This window comes from Mycobacterium paragordonae (assembly GCF_003614435.1).
Lineage (GTDB): Bacteria > Actinomycetota > Actinomycetes > Mycobacteriales > Mycobacteriaceae > Mycobacterium > Mycobacterium paragordonae.
On the sequence record NZ_CP025546.1, the window covers coordinates 4,982,033 to 4,999,488 of the forward strand.

Here is a 17,456-nt window from a genome sequence, read left to right on the forward strand (position 1 = left end):
ATCGAATGGAGTGATTGGGTGCCCGGTCGTATCGAGATCGACGACGTACAGCCCGTGGTCTCGTGTGGTACGTACCCCGCCAAGGCGGTCGTAGGTGAAGTGATCCCGGTCAGCGCCGCCGTGTGGCGCGAGGGGCATGAGGCCGTGGCCGCGACGCTGGTGGTGCGGTACCTCGGCTCGCGCTACCCCCAGGTGGGCGACGCCCGCGGGATGAAGGCCGTGCAAGCCGCCGCTGAGCAGGAGGCTGGGGGCGTCGAGGTCGCCGAAAAGGTGAAACCCCGGAATTTCCCGATGACAATGGGCCTGGAGCCGTTTGTGTTTCACGGACAATTCGCCCCGGACAGGGTGGGATTGTGGACTTTCCGGGTAGACGGGTGGGGTGACCCGATTCATTCCTGGCGTCATGGGCTGGTCGCCAAACTCAATGCGGGCCAAGGCGAAAAGGAACTCTCCAACGACCTGCTGGTGGGTGCCGCGCTTTTCGATCGCGCCGCCACCGGCGTCCCCCGTCAACAGCGCAGCCCGCTGCTCGATGCCGCCGCCGCGCTGCGCAAGCCCGGTGATCCCTTGACCCGCACGGCGCTGGCGTTGGCACCCGAGATCGAGGAACTGCTCGACCAGTTCCCGTTGCGCGAGTTGGTCACCCGCGGCCAGCAGCACGGCATTTGGGTGGACCGGCCGCTGGCCCGCTTCGGTTCCTGGTACGAGTTGTTCCCGCGTTCCACCGGCGGCTGGGACGCCGACGGTCACCCGGTGCACGGCACGTTCGCCACGGCCGCAGCGGCGCTTCCCCGGATCGCCGAGATGGGCTTCGACGTGGTGTACCTGCCACCGATTCACCCGATCGGCAAGGTGCATCGCAAGGGCCGCAACAACAATCCGACTGCCGCCGCGGGCGACGTGGGCTCGCCGTGGGCGATCGGCAGTGACGAGGGCGGCCACGACGCCGTCCACCCCGCGCTCGGCACGATCGACGACTTCGACGACTTCGTCGCCACGACAAGAGATTTGGGCATGGAGGTGGCGCTGGACCTGGCGCTGCAGTGCGCCCCGGACCATCCGTGGGCACGCGACCACCGCCAGTGGTTCACCGAACTGCCCGACGGCACCATCGCTTATGCGGAGAACCCGCCGAAGAAATACCAGGACATCTATCCACTGAACTTCGACAACGATCCCACCGGGCTCTACAACGAGGTGCTGCGAGTAGTGCGGCATTGGATTGACCACGGGGTCAAGGTATTTCGCGTGGACAACCCGCACACCAAGCCACCGGACTTCTGGGCCTGGCTGATCGGCAAGGTGAAGGCCGTCGACCCCGATGTGCTGTTCCTGTCCGAGGCCTTCACCCCGCCGGCACGCCAGTACGGGCTGGCCAAACTCGGCTTCACGCAGTCCTACAGCTACTTCACCTGGCGCACGGCGAAGTGGGAGTTGACCGAATTCGGAAACGACATCGCCAGACTCGCCGACTTCCGGACGCCGAATCTGTTCGTCAACACCCCGGACATCCTGCACGAAGTGCTGCAGCATCATGGCCCGGGCATGTTCGCCATCCGCGCGGTGCTGGCGGCGACGATGAGCCCGGCGTGGGGGGTGTATTCCGGCTACGAACTGTTCGAGCACCGGGCAGTGCGGGAAGGCAGCGAGGAATACCTGGACTCGGAGAAGTACGAATTGCGTCCCCGCGACTTCGCGGGTGCGCTGGCCGAAGGCCGCTCTCTGGAGCCGTTCATCGCCCGGCTCAACGAGATCCGGCGGCTGCATCCGGCTCTGCAGCAGTTGCGCACCATCCACTTCCACACCGTGGACAACGACGCGTTGCTCTCTTTCAGCAAGTTCGACGCGGAAACCGGCGACTGCGTCCTGGTGGTGGTGACGCTGAACGCTTTCGGGCCTGAGGAAGCGACCCTGCACCTGGACATGGCGGCATTGGGCATGGAGCCCTACGAGCGGTTCTGGGTGCGCGACGAGATCACCGGCGAGGAATACCAATGGGGGCAATCCAATTACATCCGCATCGACCCGGGCCGTGCCGTCGCCCACATCATCAACATGCCGCTCATACCCGAGGAATCCCGAATCACGTTGTTACGCAGGAGGTGACGGCAAGTGAATCACACCGATGAACTCGCCAAAACGCATCTGGCGCCTGATCCCGCCGAACTGGCAAGTCTGACCGCAGGTACCCTTCACAACCCGCACGGCATTCTGGGCGCCCACGAATACGACGACCACACCGTCATCCGGGCCTACCGCCCGCACGCCGTCAGCGTGGTCGCACTCGTCGGCGAGGACAGGCTGCCGCTCGAGCACATCGACTCCGGCGTGTTCGCCGTCGCGTTGCCGTTCGTCGACCTCGTCGACTACCGACTCGAGGTGACTTACGACGGGTCCGAACCGCACACCGTCGCCGACGCCTACCGGTTCCTGCCCACCCTGGGCGAGGTCGACCTGCATCTGTTCGCCGAGGGACGTCACGAACGCCTCTGGGAGGTGCTCGGCGCCCATCCCCGTTCGTTCACCACTCCCGACGGCGTCGTCACCGGGGTGTCATTCGCGGTATGGGCCCCGAATGCCAAGGGCGTCAGCCTGATCGGTGAATTCAACGGCTGGACCGGGACCGACGCCCCGATGCGGGTGCTCGGTTCCTCCGGCGTATGGGAATTGTTCTGGCCCGACTTCCCGATCGACGGCCTGTACAAGTTCCGGGTACACGGAGCCGACGGCTCCGTCACCGACCGCGCCGATCCGTTCGCGTTCGGCACCGAGGTGCCGCCGCAGACCGCGTCGCGGGTGACGGTGAGCGAGTACACCTGGAACGACCACGAGTGGTTGGAGCAGCGGGCCCAGCGCAACCCCGTCTTCGAGCCGATGAGCACCTACGAGGTTCACCTCGGCTCGTGGCGCCCCGGACTCAGCTACCGGGACCTCGCCGCACAACTCACCGAATATGTTGTCGAACAAGGGTTCACCCACGTCGAGTTGCTGCCCGTCGCCGAACATCCGTTCGGCGGGTCCTGGGGTTACCAGGTGACGTCGTATTACGCACCCTCGTCCCGTTTCGGCACTCCCGATGAGTTCCGGACGCTGGTAGACGCGCTGCACCAGGCCGGCATCGGCGTCATCGTCGACTGGGTACCGGCGCACTTCCCGAAGGATGCCTGGGCGCTGGGGCGCTTTGACGGAACACCGCTCTACGAACACTCCGACCCCCGGCGTGGCGAGCAATTAGACTGGGGCACTTACGTATTCGACTTCGGACGTCCGGAGGTACGAAACTTCCTGGTGGCCAACGCCTTGTACTGGCTGCAGGAGTTCCACATGGACGGTCTGCGGGTAGATGCGGTGGCGTCGATGCTGTACCTGGACTATTCGCGTCCCGAGGGTGGGTGGACACCCAACATTTACGGCGGGCGCGAGAACCTGGAGGCGGTGCAGTTTCTGCAGGAGATGAACGCCACCGCCCACAAGGCCGCGCCCGGCATCGTCACCATCGCCGAGGAGTCGACCTCGTGGCCCGGTGTCACCCGGCCGACCAGCCTTGGCGGCCTTGGCTTTTCGATGAAGTGGAACATGGGCTGGATGCACGACACGCTGGACTACTTCAGCCGCGATCCGATCTACCGCACCTATCACCATCACGAGATGACCTTCTCGATGCTCTACGCGTTCAGCGAGAACTACGTGCTACCGCTCAGCCACGACGAGGTGGTGCACGGCAAGGGCACGCTGTGGGGGCGGATGCCCGGCGACAACCACGCCAAGGCGGCCGGGTTGCGCAGCCTGCTCGCCTACCAGTGGGCACACCCGGGCAAGCAGTTGTTGTTCATGGGCCAGGAGTTCGGCCAGCGCGCCGAGTGGTCCGAGGAGCGTGGCCTGGACTGGTGGCAGCTCGACGAGCAGGGCTTCTCCAACGGTGTGCTGCGCCTGGTGCGCGACATCAACGGGATCTACTCGAGCCACCCCGCGCTGTGGAGTCGGGACACCACACCCGAGGGCTACTCGTGGATCGACGCCAACGACTCGGGCAACAACGTGCTGAGCTTCCTGCGCTACGGCAGCGACGGCTCCGTGCTTGCGTGCGTGTTCAACTTCGCCGGAGCTGAACACAGCAACTACCGGCTGGGCCTGCCGCAGGCGGGACGCTGGCGAGAGGTCCTGAACACCGACGCGACCGTCTACAACGGTGCGGGGATCGGCAACCTCGGTGGCGTCGACGCCACCGAGGACCCGTGGCACGGACGTCCGGCGTCAGCGGTGCTGGTGCTGCCGCCGTCGTCGGCGATCTGGCTGGAACCCGCCTGAGTCCTCTGGCGCCTTTGGCGAGCAGACGCAAAATCGCCCTGGAACTCACGTTCCGGGGCGATTTTGCGTCTGCCCGCGGGGAACCCGTCAGTACAACGCGTTGGCGAGGTTGCGGCGGCCGGCGACCACCTCAGGATCGGCCGGGTCGAAGAGTTCAAAAAGCTCAATGAGTCTGGTGCGGACCTTGCTGCGGTCGTCGCCAGATGTCCGGCGCACCAACACGATCAGCCGGTCGAACGCGCCGGTGACGTCCTGGTTGAGAATCTGGACGTCGGCGGCGGCGAAGGCCGCGTCGATGTCGTCGGGTGCCGCATCGGCTGCCGGGACCGAGTCGGGAGGATGCGCGGTCGCGCGGGTGAGGAATTCGATCTGGCGGATGGCCCCCTTGGCCTCGACGCTGCCGGGGTCGGCCGCCAGAACCGCCTCATAGGACTGCTTCGCCGCGTCGAAATCACCGGCCTCGAGTTCCTGACGCGCCTGGGCGACCACCGGATCTACTTCCTCCGGTTGTCCGGAGCCGGGTCCGCCTTTCAGCTTCCCCGCGGTGGCCTCGAGCAGCGAGTCGATCCAGCGCCGCAACTGATCCGCCGGCTGGGGACCCTGGAAACTTGAAACCGGTTGTGCGGCAGCCAATGCCACCACGGTCGGGACCGCTTGCACACCGAATATCCGGGCTATTCCGGGGGCGGCATCCACGTTGGCCGCGGCCAGCGCCCAGGTGCCGTTGTCGTCGGCGGCCAGGCCGGCCAGCGTCTCGAGCAGGTCGACGCACACCTCGCTGCGGGGCGACCACAGCAAGACCACGACCGGCATCTCGTCGGACCGGTTGATCACCTCGTCCTCGAAATTGGCCTCGGTGACCTGAACGATCCCGGGGCCACCGGACCCGCCCGGGCCACCGGAGCCGCCCGGGCCGCCGGGGCCAGCAGGACCACCCGGACCACCGGGGCCACCCGGCGGCGCACTGGCCTTCTGCTGAGCGCGTTGCTTGAGACCAGACAGGTCGACCGCACCGGCCAACGCTGGCCCGATCGAGGGACGGGGACGAGTCACGGCATCAAGTCTGTCACGCCGTCACGGCCCGGGCGCGACGACCTCCTGGGCGCGCAAACAGTGGACGGAATTCCGCCGCGAAGCCCGCGATCGGACGATATGACCAATCTCACAGTAACCCCGACAGTATCTATCACGGCACCCCGCCAGCAAACCCAGCAACGCGCCGGAACGGTTACCCGGCCCGCAGGATCAGTGCGTCGCCCTGTCCGCCCGCGCCGCACAGCGCCGCGACACCGTAGCCCGAGCCGCGGCGCGCCAGTTCCAGCGCCACGTGCAGGGCGATGCGTGCTCCCGACATCCCGATGGGGTGCCCGACGGCGATCGCGCCCCCGTTGACGTTGACGATCTCCGGGTTGACGCCGAGCTCTTTGGTGGAGGCCAGGGCCACTGCCGCAAACGCTTCGTTGATCTCGACGACGTCGAGCTGGTCGACCGAGATGCCCTCGCGGTCGAGCGCCTTCTTGATCGCGTTGGCGGGCTGGGACTGGAGCGTGGAATCCGGCCCGGCCACCACGCCGTGCGCACCGATCTCGACCAGCCAGGTCAACCCGAGCTCCTGGGCCTTCTCTTTGTTCATGACGACCACGGCGGCCGCGCCGTCGGAGATCTGCGACGCCGAACCCGCCGTGATGGTGCCGTCCTTGCGGAATGCGGGCTTCAGGCCGGCCAGCGAGTCGGCAGTGGTGTTCGCCCGGATGCCCTCGTCCTCGCTGAACTGCAGCGGATCGCCCTTGCGCTGCGGAATGTCCACCGGAACCACCTCGTCGGCGAACACGCCGTCTTTCCATGCCGCAGCGGCCTTTTGGTGCGACTGAGCCGCGTATTCGTCCTGCTCCTGGCGGGTGAACTTGTCGACGTCGTTGCGCTGTTCGGTCAGCGCGCCCATCGGCTGGTCTGTGAACACGTCGTGCAGGCCGTCGTAGGCCATGTGGTCGCGCACCGTGACGTCGCCGTACTTGTAACCGGCCCTGCTGTCGATGAGCAGGTGCGGCGCCTTCGTCATCGACTCCTGACCACCCGCGACCACCACGTCGAACTCACCGGCCCGGATGAGCTGGTCGGCCAGGGCGATGGCGTCGATCCCGGACAGACACATCTTGTTGATCGTCAGGGCCGGCACGTCCCAGCCGATGCCCGCACCCACGGCGGACTGACGCGCCGGCATCTGCCCGGCGCCCGCGGTCAGCACCTGCCCCATGATCACGTACTCGACCAGCGATGCCGGCACGTTAGCCTTCTCCAGCGCGGCCTTGATCGCGATGGCACCCAGGTCGCTGGCACTGAAGTCTTTCAGCGATCCCATCAATTTGCCGATGGGCGTCCGAGCCCCAGCAACGATCACCGACGTCGTCATGAAACCTCCTAAACGGCACGGGAACGGCTGATCGGGCCAACCCGGAGAAGCGGATTCTTTCTTATGAGGTTACCGTTATGTAATGACGACCGATCAAGTTGACGCCCGTCCCACCCTGGCTACGTCACTGGTGACCGGACTCGATCACGTCGGCATCGCAGTCGCCGACCTCGACGCCGCGATCGCGTGGTACAACGACCACCTCGGCATGATCCTGGTGCACGAAGAAATCAACGACGACCAGGGCATTCGCGAAGCGATGCTGGCGGTGCCGGGGACCAGTGCGCAGATCCAGTTGATGGCGCCGCTGGATGAGACGTCGGTGATCGCCAAGTTCATCGACAAGCGCGGACCCGGCATCCAGCAGCTGGCCTGCCGGATCAGGGACCTGGATGCCATGTGCGAGCAGCTGCGCTCCCAGGGCGTCCGCCTGGTCTACGAGAAGGCCCGGCGCGGTACCGCGAATTCGCGGATCAACTTCATTCACCCCAAGGACGCCGGCGGCGTGCTGATCGAGCTGGTCGAGCCGGCGCACTAAGCCCTTCGTCAGGACCACGTCAGGACCATTTCCGGGTCGGGCCGCGGGTGGCGCGGTTGGCCCAACACGGCGTGTGCCAGTGTCGGCGGTCGTCCGCCGCGTCGGGTGCGCCGACCCGCCACACCACCACATGCGCTGTGCCCGAACGTATCTCGTGATCGCAACCGGGGCAGCGATAGGTCTTGACGGCGCGGGCCGCGGCCAAGGGACGCACCTCGTAGTCGTATCCGTCCGGCCCGATTTCGATCCGGCTGGGTAGCGATAAAGTCTGCCGCGGAGGCGGTCGACGGCGGCGGGCCATCTCAGAACAGCCGGTACTCGTCGCTGTCCATTCCCCGCATCTTGTCGTAATCGAGTGTCAGGCAACGGATTCCGCGATCGGTCGCCAACGTGCGGGCCTGCGGCTTGATCTGCTGGGCGGCAAATACCCCCTTGACCGGCGCCAGGATGGTGTCGCGATTGAGGAGTTCCAGATAACGGGTGAGCTGCTCCACGCCGTCGATCTCGCCGCGCCGCTTGATCTCCACGGCGACCGAGCCGCCCTTCTCGTCGCGGCACAACAGATCGACCGGTCCGATCGCGGTCATGTACTCCCGGCGGACCAGCGTGTACCCCTCCCCCAGCAGGCCGACGTGCTCGGCGAGCAGTGCCTGCAGGTGGGCCTCCACGCCGTCCTTGACCAGACCCGGATCGACGCCCAGGTCGTGGCTGGAGTCGTGCTCGACCGCCTCCACGGTGATGCGCAACTGTTCACCGGTCTTGTTTTCGACCACCCACACCGGGCCTGGCTCTTCGCTGAGCCAGCACGGCGGGCTCATCCAGTTCAGTGGCTTGTAGGCGCGGTCGTCGGCGTGCACGCTGACCGAACCGTCCGCCTTGAACAACAGCAATCGGCGCGCGGACGGCAGGTGCGCGGTGAGACGGCCAACGTAGTCGACGGTGCACTGGGCGATGACGAGACGCACCCGATCACCTTAAAACGTGCCGACGAGTAGCCCTCGAGCGTGCTGCACGAAATCAGACCCACCCGGCGCAGAGAACGGGCTGTTGATGGGGTAATCCCGACGTGGCCCGCTGGCGCGGCACAGACCGCGGCAGAACGGGCGCGGCCAGACCCGACGTCATCCGGACCGCCCCGCAAGAATTAGGCTGACGCCACCATGTCGCCCAATACGGCCCCCAAGAAAAGCGTCGCGCAGCGTCTGGGCCGGGTCCTGGAGAAGGTGACCCGACAGAGCGGCCGACTGCCGGACACGCCCGCCTACGGATCCTGGTTGCTCGGGCGGGTATCCGAAGACCAGCACCGCCGTCGGGTCCGGATTCAGGTCATCATGACCGTCCTCATCGTCGCCGCGAACCTGATCGGCATCGCCGTCGCCGTTCTGATCGTGACTGTCGCGGTGCCGATACCCAGCGTGTTCGACGACGCCCCGCTGTGGGTGTCGTTCATCGCGGTCCCGGCCTACATCGCTGCCGCGCTGGTGGTGGGGGCCTACACGATCACCCGCGGCACCGTCGAAGCGCTGCGCTGGGCGATCGAGGAACGCACGCCGACCGAGAGGGACGAGCGCAACACCTTCATGGCGCCGTGGCGTGTCGCCGTCGGCCATCTCATCCTGTGGGGGATCGGCACCGTGCTGACGACCATCCTCTACGGCATGGCCAACACCATGTTCATCCCACGATTCCTGGTCGCGGTGAGCTTCTGCGGCCTGCTGGTCTCTACCGGCAGCTACCTGCTGACCGAGTTCGCACTGCGACCCGTGGCCGCCCAGGCACTCGAGGCCGGTCCGCCGCCGCGGCGCCTGGCACCGGGAATCATGGGCCGGACCATGATGGTGTGGATGCTCGGGTCGGGAGTGCCCGTCGTCGGGATCGGCCTGATGGCGTTCTTCGAGATGACATTGAAGAACCTGACGCAGACCCAATTCGCGGTGGGGGTGCTGATCATCTCGGCGGCAACGCTGATCTTCGGCTTCATCTTGTTGTGGATCTTCGCCTGGCTCACGGCGACACCGGTGCGGGTGGTGCGCGCCGCGCTCAAGCGCGTGGAGCAAGGTGACCTCCGCGGTGACCTGGTGGTGTTCGACGGCACCGAACTCGGGGAATTGCAACGGGGTTTCAACGCCATGGTCGACGGGCTGCGCGAGCGCGAACGCGTCCGTGACCTGTTCGGCCGGCACGTCGGACGCGACGTCGCGCTCGCGGCCGAACGCGAGCGACCCAAACTCGGCGGCGAGGAACGCCACGTCGCCGTCGTCTTCATCGACATCGTCGGCTCGACGAAGCTGGTGACCAGCCGTCCACCGGTGGAGGTCGTCGAATTGCTCAACCAGTTCTTCACGATCGTCGTCGAGGAGGTCGACCGTCACCACGGGCTGGTCAACAAATTCGAAGGCGACGCGTCGCTGGCCATCTTCGGCGCTCCCAACCACCTGGACTCACCCGAAGACGAGGCCCTGGCCTGCGCGCGAGCCATCGCCGACCGGCTGGCCGACGAGATCGACGAACTGGAGGCCGGCATCGGGGTGGCGGCCGGAACGGTCGTCGCCGGGAATGTGGGGGCCAAGGAGAGATTCGAATACACGGTGATCGGCGAGCCGGTCAACGAGGCGGCCCGGCTGTGCGAACTGGCCAAGTCGCGCCCGGGGAAACTACTGACCACGGAGCAGACCCTGGAAGGGGCCGGCGACGACGAGGCCGCACGCTGGACGGTGGGCAAGAGCGTGAAACTCCGTGGGCACGATCAGCGCACGAAATTGGCGTCTCCGGTGGAGCCGGCCACCTCGCGCAAGTAAGCCGGGTTGTCCGGCGCCGCAGGCAGTCTGGACCCGGGCCGCACGCCGCTTGGACCGGGGCCGCACATTGATGTCGGTTTTCCGCCAGTCTTGTCGGCGCGGGGGTGTAACTGTGGAAGCGTGCATGAGGATTTCGAACGCTGCTACCGAGCGGTCCAGGCCAAGGACGCCCGGTTCGACGGCTGGTTCGTGATCGCGGTCCTGACCACGCGGATCTATTGTCGGCCCAGTTGTCCGGTGCGGCCGCCGTTCGCCCGCAACGTGCAATTCCTCCCGACGGCAGCGGCCGCCCAGCGTGCGGGCTTCCGGGCCTGCAAGCGATGCCGCCCTGACGCCTCGCCTGGCTCACCGGAGTGGAACGTACGTGGTGACGTCGTTGCGCGGGCCATGCGCCTCATCGCCGACGGCACCGTGGACCGCGAAGGGGTGACCGGGTTGGCCGGTCACCTCGGCTACACCACCCGCCAGTTGGAGAGGCTGCTGCAGGCCGAGGTCGGAGCGGGTCCGCTCGCGCTGGCCCGCGCGCAGCGGATGCAGGCCGCCAGGGTGTTGATCGAGACCACCGACCTGCCGTTCGGCGACGTGGCGTTCGCCGCCGGGTTTTCCAGCATCCGGCAGTTCAACGACACCGTTCGGCTGGTGTGCGACAGCACCCCGTCGCTGTTGCGCAAGCGTGCGGCCGCCCGATTCGGTTCTGTCCCCTCTGCGGGGGTGCTGTCGCTGCGGTTGCCGGTCCGCACACCGTTCGCCTACGAGGGTGTGTTCGGACATCTAGCCGCCACCGCCGTACCGGGTTGCGAAGAGGTCCGCGACGGCGCCTACCGGCGCACCCTGCGGCTGGCCTCGGGCAACGGCCTGGTCTCCCTGACCCCGGCGCCGGACCACGTGCGCTGCGTGCTGGTACTCGACGACTTTCGGGACCTCGCCACCGCGACCGCCCGGTGCCGGCGTCTGCTGGATCTCGACGCCGATCCCGAAGCTGTGGTCGAGGCGCTCAGCCCAGATCCGGAACTGGGACCCGTCGTCACCAAAGCGCCGGGCCAGCGCATTCCGCGTACGGTCGACGAAGCCGAACTGGCGGTGCGTGCGGTGCTCGGGCAGCAGGTCTCGACCAAGGCCGCGCGCACCCACGCCGGACGGCTGGTCGCGGCGTACGGGCGGCCGGTGCACGACGGTGCGGGCGCGCTGACCCATACCTTCCCGTCCGTCGAGGAGCTCGCCGAGATCGATCCGGTCCATCTCGCCGTGCCGAAGTCGCGACAGCGGACGTTGAGCGGGCTGATCGAGGCTCTCGCGGATGGCAGTGTCACGCTGGACGCCGGATGCGACTGGGCGCGGGCCCGGCGACAACTGCTGGAATTGCCGGGAATCGGTCCGTGGACCGCGGAAATGATCGCGATGCGTGGGCTGGGCGATCCGGACGCCTTTCCGGCCACCGATCTCGGTTTGAAGATCGCCGCCGAGCAACTGGGATTGCCGACGCACGAGCGGCCGCTGCAGGAGCACAGCGCCCGGTGGCGCCCCTGGCGGTCTTATGCCACCCAGCATCTCTGGGCCACCCTCGAGCACCCGGTAAACCAATGGCCACCCAAGGAGGTCGCATGATCACTTACCGCACTATCGACAGCCCGATCGGTCCGCTCACCCTGGCCGGACGCGACGGGGTGCTGACCAATCTGCGGATGGTCGACCAGACTTATGAGCCGAGTCGCGCCGACTGGACACCGGACGACGCCGGGTTCCCCGAGGCGGTCCGCCAACTCGACGGCTATTTCGCGGGCGAGCTGTGCGATTTCGACGTGCAATTGGATTTGCGCGGCACGGAATTCCAGCGGCGGGTATGGAAGGCGCTGCTCACCATTCCCTACGGCGAGACCCGATCCTACGGAGAGATCGCCGGGCAGATCGGCGCTCCCGGCGCCGCGCGGGCCGTCGGACTGGCCAACGGGCACAATCCCATCGCCATCATCGTGCCGTGTCATCGAGTCATCGGGGCGGCCGGCAAATTGACCGGCTATGGCGGCGGGCTCGATCGCAAACAAACGCTGCTCACGTTGGAGAAGCGGCGGGCGCCGGCCGACCTGACTTTGTTCGACTAAAGTTCCGCGAGCAGACGCAAAATCGCCCTTTCGAACGCGAATTCGCGCGATTTTGCGTCTGCTCGTCGAGAACCGTGAGTCCCCGGAAATGCAAAAACACCCCCAAATTAATGGGGGTGTTTTTGTGTATGTTCGGCGGTGTCCTACTTTTCCACCCGAAGAGGGCAGTATCATCGGCGCTGACAGGCTTAGCTTCCGGGTTCGGGATGGGACCGGGCGTTTCCCTGTCGCTGTGGCCGCCGTAACTCTATTTAAATTTGTGTTTGGTGGCGGGGTGCGGTGTTACCCGACCTTGCGGTCGAGGAACGAATAGTGGTTGCGATTGGTTGTGTTGGTAAGTTTTCGGCCGGTTAGTGCCAGTTCCCTGCACCCATTACTGGGCTTCCAGGTCTGGCCTATCAATCCAGTGTTCTGCTGGGGGCCTTATCCCTCCTAGAGGGTGAGAAACCTGATCTTGGAGAAGGTTTCCCGCTTAGATGCTTTCAGCGGTTATCCTGTCCGAACGTAGCTATCCAGCAGTGCCCCTGGTGGGACAACTGGTGCACTAGAGGTTCGTCCGTCCCGGTCCTCTCGTACTAGGGACAGGTTTCCTCAAGTTTCTGACGCGCGCGGCGGATAGAGACCGAACTGTCTCACGACGTTCTAAACCCAGCTCGCGTGCCGCTTTAATGGGCGAACAGCCCAACCCTTGGGACCTGCTCCAGCCCCAGGATGCGACGAGCCGACATCGAGGTGCCAAACCATCCCGTCGATATGGACTCTTGGGGAAGATCAGCCTGTTATCCCCGGGGTACCTTTTATCCGTTGAGCGACACCCCTTCCACTCAGAGGTGCCGGATCACTAATCCCGACTTTCGTCCCTGCTTGACTTGTAAGTCTCGCAGTCAAGCTCCCTTGTGCATTTACACTCAACACCTGATTGCCGTCCAGGTTGAGGGAACCTTTGGGCGCCTCCGTTACATTTTAGGAGGCAACCGCCCCAGTTAAACTACCCACCAGGCACTGTCCGTGAACCGGATATACGGTTCGACGTTAGGAGTCCAATACGATCAGAGTGGTATTTCAACAACGACTCCACCTCAACTAGCGTCGAAGCTTCACAGTCTCCCACCTATCCTACACAAACCGTACCGAACACCAATACCAAGCTATAGTGAAGGTCCCGGGGTCTTTTCGTCCTGCCGCGCGTAACGAGCATCTTTACTCGTAGTGCAATTTCGCCGAGTCTATGGTTGAGACAGTTGAGAAGTCGTTACGCCATTCGTGCAGGTCGGAACTTACCCGACAAGGAATTTCGCTACCTTAGGATGGTTATAGTTACCACCGCCGTTTACTGGGGCTTAAATTCTCCGCTTCACCCTTACGAGTTAACGGGTCCTCTTAACCTTCCAGCACCGGGCAGGCGTCAGTCCGTATACATCGTCTTGCGACTTCGCACGGACCTGTGTTTTTAGTAAACAGTCGCTTCTCACTGGTTTCTGCGACCGGCTTCCGCTCCCACCGAAAAGGTGTTCACGATATGCCGGCCCCCCTTCTCCCGAAGTTACGGGGGTATTTTGCCGAGTTCCTTAACCATAGTTATCTCGTACGCCTTGGTATTCTCTACCTGACCACCTGTGTTGGTTTGGGGTACGGGCCGTGTGTGAACTCGCTAGAGGCTTTTCTTGGCAGCAGAGGATCACCGAATTCGCCTCAATCGGCTATGCGTCACCTCTCAGGATTAATGAGCGACGGATTTGCCTATCGCTCTCCCTACGGGCTTGCCCCAGTATTACCACTGACTGGTACGGCTACCTTCCTGCGTCACCCCATCGCTTGACTACTACCAACCGGGGTCCCACGCAGCCGGTCACCGTCGCACCCCGAAGGGATTGATCAGCGACCATTTGGGTGGTTAGCACAATTGATTCATCACGGGCGCGCACACACGGGTACGGGAATATCAACCCGTTGTCCATCGACTACGCCTGTCGGCCTCGCCTTAGGTCCCGACTCACCCTGGGCGGACTGGCCTGGCCCAGGAACCCTTGGTCTTTCGGCGGGCAAGGTTCTCACTTGCCTATTCGCTACTCATGCCTGCATTCTCACTCCCCCACCCTCCACCATCCATTACCAGATGGCTTCGCTGAATGAGGGACGCTCCCCTACCCACACCTACTTACGTAGATGTGCCGCGGCTTCGGCGGTGTGCTTGAGCCCCGCTACATTATCGGCGCACAATCACTTGACCAGTGAGCTATTACGCACTCTTTCAAGGGTGGCTGCTTCTAAGCCAACCTCCTGGTTGTCTCTGCGACTGCACATCCTTTTCCACTTAGCACACGCTTTGGGGCCTTAGCCGGCGATCTGGGCTGTTTCCCTTTCGACGTACGGAGCTTATCCCCCGCCGTCTCACTGCCACGCTTGACACCACGGCATTCGGAGTTTGGCTGACGTCAGTAACCTAGTAGGGCCCATCGGCCATCCAGTAGCTCTACCTCCGTGGTGAACCACGCAACGCTGCACCTAAATGCATTTCGGGGAGAACCAGCTATCACGGAGTTTGATTGGCCTTTCACCCCTACCCACAGCTCATCCCCTCAGTCTTCAACCTAAGTGGGTTCGGGCCTCCACGCGGTCTTACCCGCGCTTCACCCTGGCCATGGGTAGATCACTCCGCTTCGGGTCCAGAACATGCCACTACACCCCTTACGGGGATACGCCCTATTCAGACTCGCTTTCGCTGCGGCTACCCCACACGGGTTAACCTCGCGACATGTCCCTGACTCGCAGGCTCATTCTTCAAAAGGCACGCCATCACCCCACGAGGAGGCTCTGACGGATTGTAGGCGCACGGTTTCAGGTACTCTTTCACTCCCCTCCCGGGGTACTTTTCACCATTCCCTCACGGTACTAATCCGCTATCGGTCATCGAGAAGTATTTAGGCTTACCGGGTGGTCCCGGCAGATTCACAGCAAATTCCACGGGCTCGCTGCTACTCGGGAGATTGATCAAGGCAGGTGTCGAGTTTTCGCGTACCGGGCTCTCACCGTCTGCGGCAGACCGTCCCAGGCCACTTCCGCTAACTACGACACTTTTTTACTGCCTCCCAGCCAGGTAGAGCTGAGAAGATCATTCCCACAACCCCGCACACACAACCCCTACCCGGTATCGCATGCATGCGGTTTAGCCTTTTCCGCGTTCGCTCGCCACTACTAGCGGAATCACAATTGTTTTCTCTTCCTACGGGTACTGAGATGTTTCACTTCCCCGCGTTACCTCCCGCACCCTATATATTCAGGTACGGGTAACACGACATCACTCGTGCTGGGTTTCCCCATTCGGAAATCCTCGGATCAACGCTCGGTTGACAGCTCCCCGAGGCATATCGCAGCCTCCCACGTCCTTCATCGGCTCTCGATGCCAAGGCATCCACCATGCGCCCTTAGACACTTACAAACACTACAAAAACCAAAGAATAAAATTGCACAAAAAGAACACGTTGCCGCGAACGACAACGCATACATTTTGATGCTCGCAACCACTATCCAATTCTCAAACACCACACCCCACCACCAAGATGGGGGGACAGCACCCGAGGGTGTTGCCTCAGGACCCAATAGTGTGTCTGGCTTAGCTTGTTGTCGTGCACCCGGTCTTCGTCCACTACAGACGATGACCCCTCACGGCTCGCACCCCACCAATTGGAGTGCTCTTCGTGGTGCTCCTTAGAAAGGAGGTGATCCAGCCGCACCTTCCGGTACGGCTACCTTGTTACGACTTCGTCCCAATCGCCGATCCCACCTTCGACAGCTCCCTCCCAAAGGGTTAGGCCACTGGCTTCGGGTGTTACCGACTTTCATGACGTGACGGGCGGTGTGTACAAGGCCCGGGAACGTATTCACCGCAGCGTTGCTGATCTGCGATTACTAGCGACTCCGACTTCACGGGGTCGAGTTGCAGACCCCGATCCGAACTGAGACCGGCTTTAAAAGGATTCGCTTAACCTCGCGGCATCGCAGCCCTTTGTACCGGCCATTGTAGCATGTGTGAAGCCCTGGACATAAGGGGCATGATGACTTGACGTCATCCCCACCTTCCTCCGAGTTGACCCCGGCAGTCTCTCACGAGTCCCCGGCATTACCCGCTGGCAACATGAGACAAGGGTTGCGCTCGTTGCGGGACTTAACCCAACATCTCACGACACGAGCTGACGACAGCCATGCACCACCTGCACACAGGCCACAAGGGAACCGACATCTCTGCCGGCGTCCTGTGCATGTCAAACCCAGGTAAGGTTCTTCGCGTTGCATCGAATTAATCCACATGCTCCGCCGCTTGTGCGGGCCCCCGTCAATTTCTTTGAGTTTTAGCCTTGCGGCCGTACTCCCCAGGCGGGGTACTTAATGCGTTAGCTACGGCACGGATCCCAAGGAAGGAAACCCACACCTAGTACCCACCGTTTACGGCGTGGACTACCAGGGTATCTAATCCTGTTCGCTCCCCACGCTTTCGCTCCTCAGCGTCAGTTACTGCCCAGAGACCCGCCTTCGCCACCGGTGTTCCTCCTGATATCTGCGCATTCCACCGCTACACCAGGAATTCCAGTCTCCCCTGCAGTACTCAAGTCTGCCCGTATCGCCCGCACGCTCACAGTTAAGCCGTGAGATTTCACGAACAACGCGACAAACCACCTACGAGCTCTTTACGCCCAGTAATTCCGGACAACGCTCGCACCCTACGTATTACCGCGGCTGCTGGCACGTAGTTGGCCGGTGCTTCTTCTCCACCTACCGTCAATCCGAGAAAACCCGAACCTTCGTCGATGGTGAAAGAGGTTTACAACCCGAAGGCCGTCATCCCCCACGCGGCGTCGCTGCATCAGGCTTTCGCCCATTGTGCAATATTCCCCACTGCTGCCTCCCGTAGGAGTCTGGGCCGTATCTCAGTCCCAGTGTGGCCGGACACCCTCTCAGGCCGGCTACCCGTCGTCGCCTTGGTGGGCCATCACCCCACCAACAAGCTGATAGGCCGCGGGCCCATCCCACACCGCAAAAGCTTTCCACCACAGGACATGTGTTCTGTGGTCCTATTCGGTATTAGACCCAGTTTCCCAGGCTTATCCCGATGTGCAGGGCAGATTACCCACGTGTTACTCACCCGTTCGCCACTCGTGTACCCCGAAGGGCCTTACCGTTCGACTTGCATGTGTTAAGCACGCCGCCAGCGTTCGTCCTGAGCCAGAATCAAACTCTCCAAACAAAAACCCCTCGATAACGAGGTGAATTCACTATCAGAGATAATCTGATCTAACAAAAAGACA

The 17,456-nt window shown here is 63.5% G+C and carries 10 protein-coding genes and 3 rRNA genes; 6 read left to right on the forward strand and 7 right to left on the reverse strand.

The genetic code is table 11. The features are described 5' to 3' along the window. Nucleotides 1–18 precede the first annotated feature (18 nt). Complete coding sequence (locus C0J29_RS22355) at nucleotides 19–2,106, forward strand: alpha-1,4-glucan--maltose-1-phosphate maltosyltransferase (protein WP_198913412.1); 2,088 nt, start codon at nucleotides 19–21, stop codon at nucleotides 2,104–2,106. A gap of 6 nt (nucleotides 2,107–2,112) precedes the next feature. Next, nucleotides 2,113–4,308, forward strand: a complete 2,196-nt coding sequence (gene glgB, locus C0J29_RS22360) for a 1,4-alpha-glucan branching protein GlgB (protein ID WP_065046137.1) — start codon at nucleotides 2,113–2,115, stop codon at nucleotides 4,306–4,308. An 87-nt stretch (nucleotides 4,309–4,395) separates the two neighbouring features. On the opposite strand, the gene C0J29_RS22365 is transcribed toward glgB, so the two are convergent. Continuing rightward, nucleotides 4,396–5,361, reverse strand: a complete 966-nt coding sequence (locus C0J29_RS22365; protein WP_120793603.1) for a tetratricopeptide repeat protein — start codon at nucleotides 5,359–5,361, stop codon at nucleotides 4,396–4,398. Between the two features lie 175 nt (nucleotides 5,362–5,536). After that, nucleotides 5,537–6,718 (reverse strand): acetyl-CoA C-acetyltransferase, encoded by a 1,182-nt coding sequence (locus tag C0J29_RS22370; RefSeq protein WP_065046142.1) that lies wholly within the window; start codon nucleotides 6,716–6,718, stop codon nucleotides 5,537–5,539. An 82-nt stretch (nucleotides 6,719–6,800) separates the two neighbouring features. Here C0J29_RS22370 and mce point away from each other — a divergent pair, with 82 nt between their 5' ends. After that, nucleotides 6,801–7,256 carry a methylmalonyl-CoA epimerase gene (gene mce / locus C0J29_RS22375; RefSeq protein ID WP_065046144.1) on the forward strand — a complete coding sequence of 152 codons (456 nt, stop codon included), beginning with the start codon at nucleotides 6,801–6,803 and terminating at the stop codon, nucleotides 7,254–7,256. A 19-nt stretch (nucleotides 7,257–7,275) separates the two neighbouring features. Here mce and C0J29_RS22380 read toward each other — a convergent pair whose 3' ends face one another. Continuing rightward, on the reverse strand, nucleotides 7,276–7,557 hold the full coding sequence (locus C0J29_RS22380) for a hypothetical protein (RefSeq protein WP_120793604.1): 282 nt from the start codon (nucleotides 7,555–7,557) through the stop codon (nucleotides 7,276–7,278). Between the two features lies 1 nt (nucleotide 7,558). Then, entirely contained in the window at nucleotides 7,559–8,221 is a 663-nt protein-coding gene (gene nucS / locus C0J29_RS22385) for an endonuclease NucS (protein WP_065046147.1), read from the reverse strand. Between the two features lie 195 nt (nucleotides 8,222–8,416). Here nucS and C0J29_RS22390 point away from each other — a divergent pair, with 195 nt between their 5' ends. The 3 genes from C0J29_RS22390 to C0J29_RS22400 all read left to right on the forward strand — a co-directional run bounded on the left by C0J29_RS22390 (nucleotide 8,417) and on the right by C0J29_RS22400 (nucleotide 12,153). Next, complete coding sequence (locus tag C0J29_RS22390) at nucleotides 8,417–10,054, forward strand: adenylate/guanylate cyclase domain-containing protein (protein WP_120793605.1); 1,638 nt, start codon at nucleotides 8,417–8,419, stop codon at nucleotides 10,052–10,054. Nucleotides 10,055–10,174: 120 nt separating this feature from the next. After that, entirely contained in the window at nucleotides 10,175–11,659 is a 1,485-nt protein-coding gene (locus C0J29_RS22395) for a DNA-3-methyladenine glycosylase 2 family protein (RefSeq protein ID WP_120793606.1), read from the forward strand. Next, the gene (locus C0J29_RS22400) at nucleotides 11,656–12,153 is read left to right on the forward strand and encodes a methylated-DNA--[protein]-cysteine S-methyltransferase (RefSeq protein ID WP_120793607.1); all 498 of its coding nucleotides are present in this window, start codon (nucleotides 11,656–11,658) and stop codon (nucleotides 12,151–12,153) included. The genes C0J29_RS22395 and C0J29_RS22400 overlap by 4 nt, the downstream gene beginning before the upstream one ends. Before the next feature lie 130 nt (nucleotides 12,154–12,283). Here the strand turns inward: C0J29_RS22400 and rrf are convergent. From rrf to C0J29_RS22415, 3 genes are all read right to left on the reverse strand, one after another. Beyond that, nucleotides 12,284–12,397 (reverse strand): 5S ribosomal RNA (rrf, locus tag C0J29_RS22405). Nucleotides 12,398–12,483: 86 nt separating this feature from the next. Next, nucleotides 12,484–15,592: ribosomal RNA gene (locus C0J29_RS22410) — 23S ribosomal RNA — on the reverse strand. Between the two features lie 273 nt (nucleotides 15,593–15,865). After that, nucleotides 15,866–17,395, reverse strand: a 16S ribosomal RNA gene (locus C0J29_RS22415). The 16S, 23S and 5S rRNA genes sit together here, the layout of an rRNA operon. Nucleotides 17,396–17,456 lie beyond the last annotated feature (61 nt).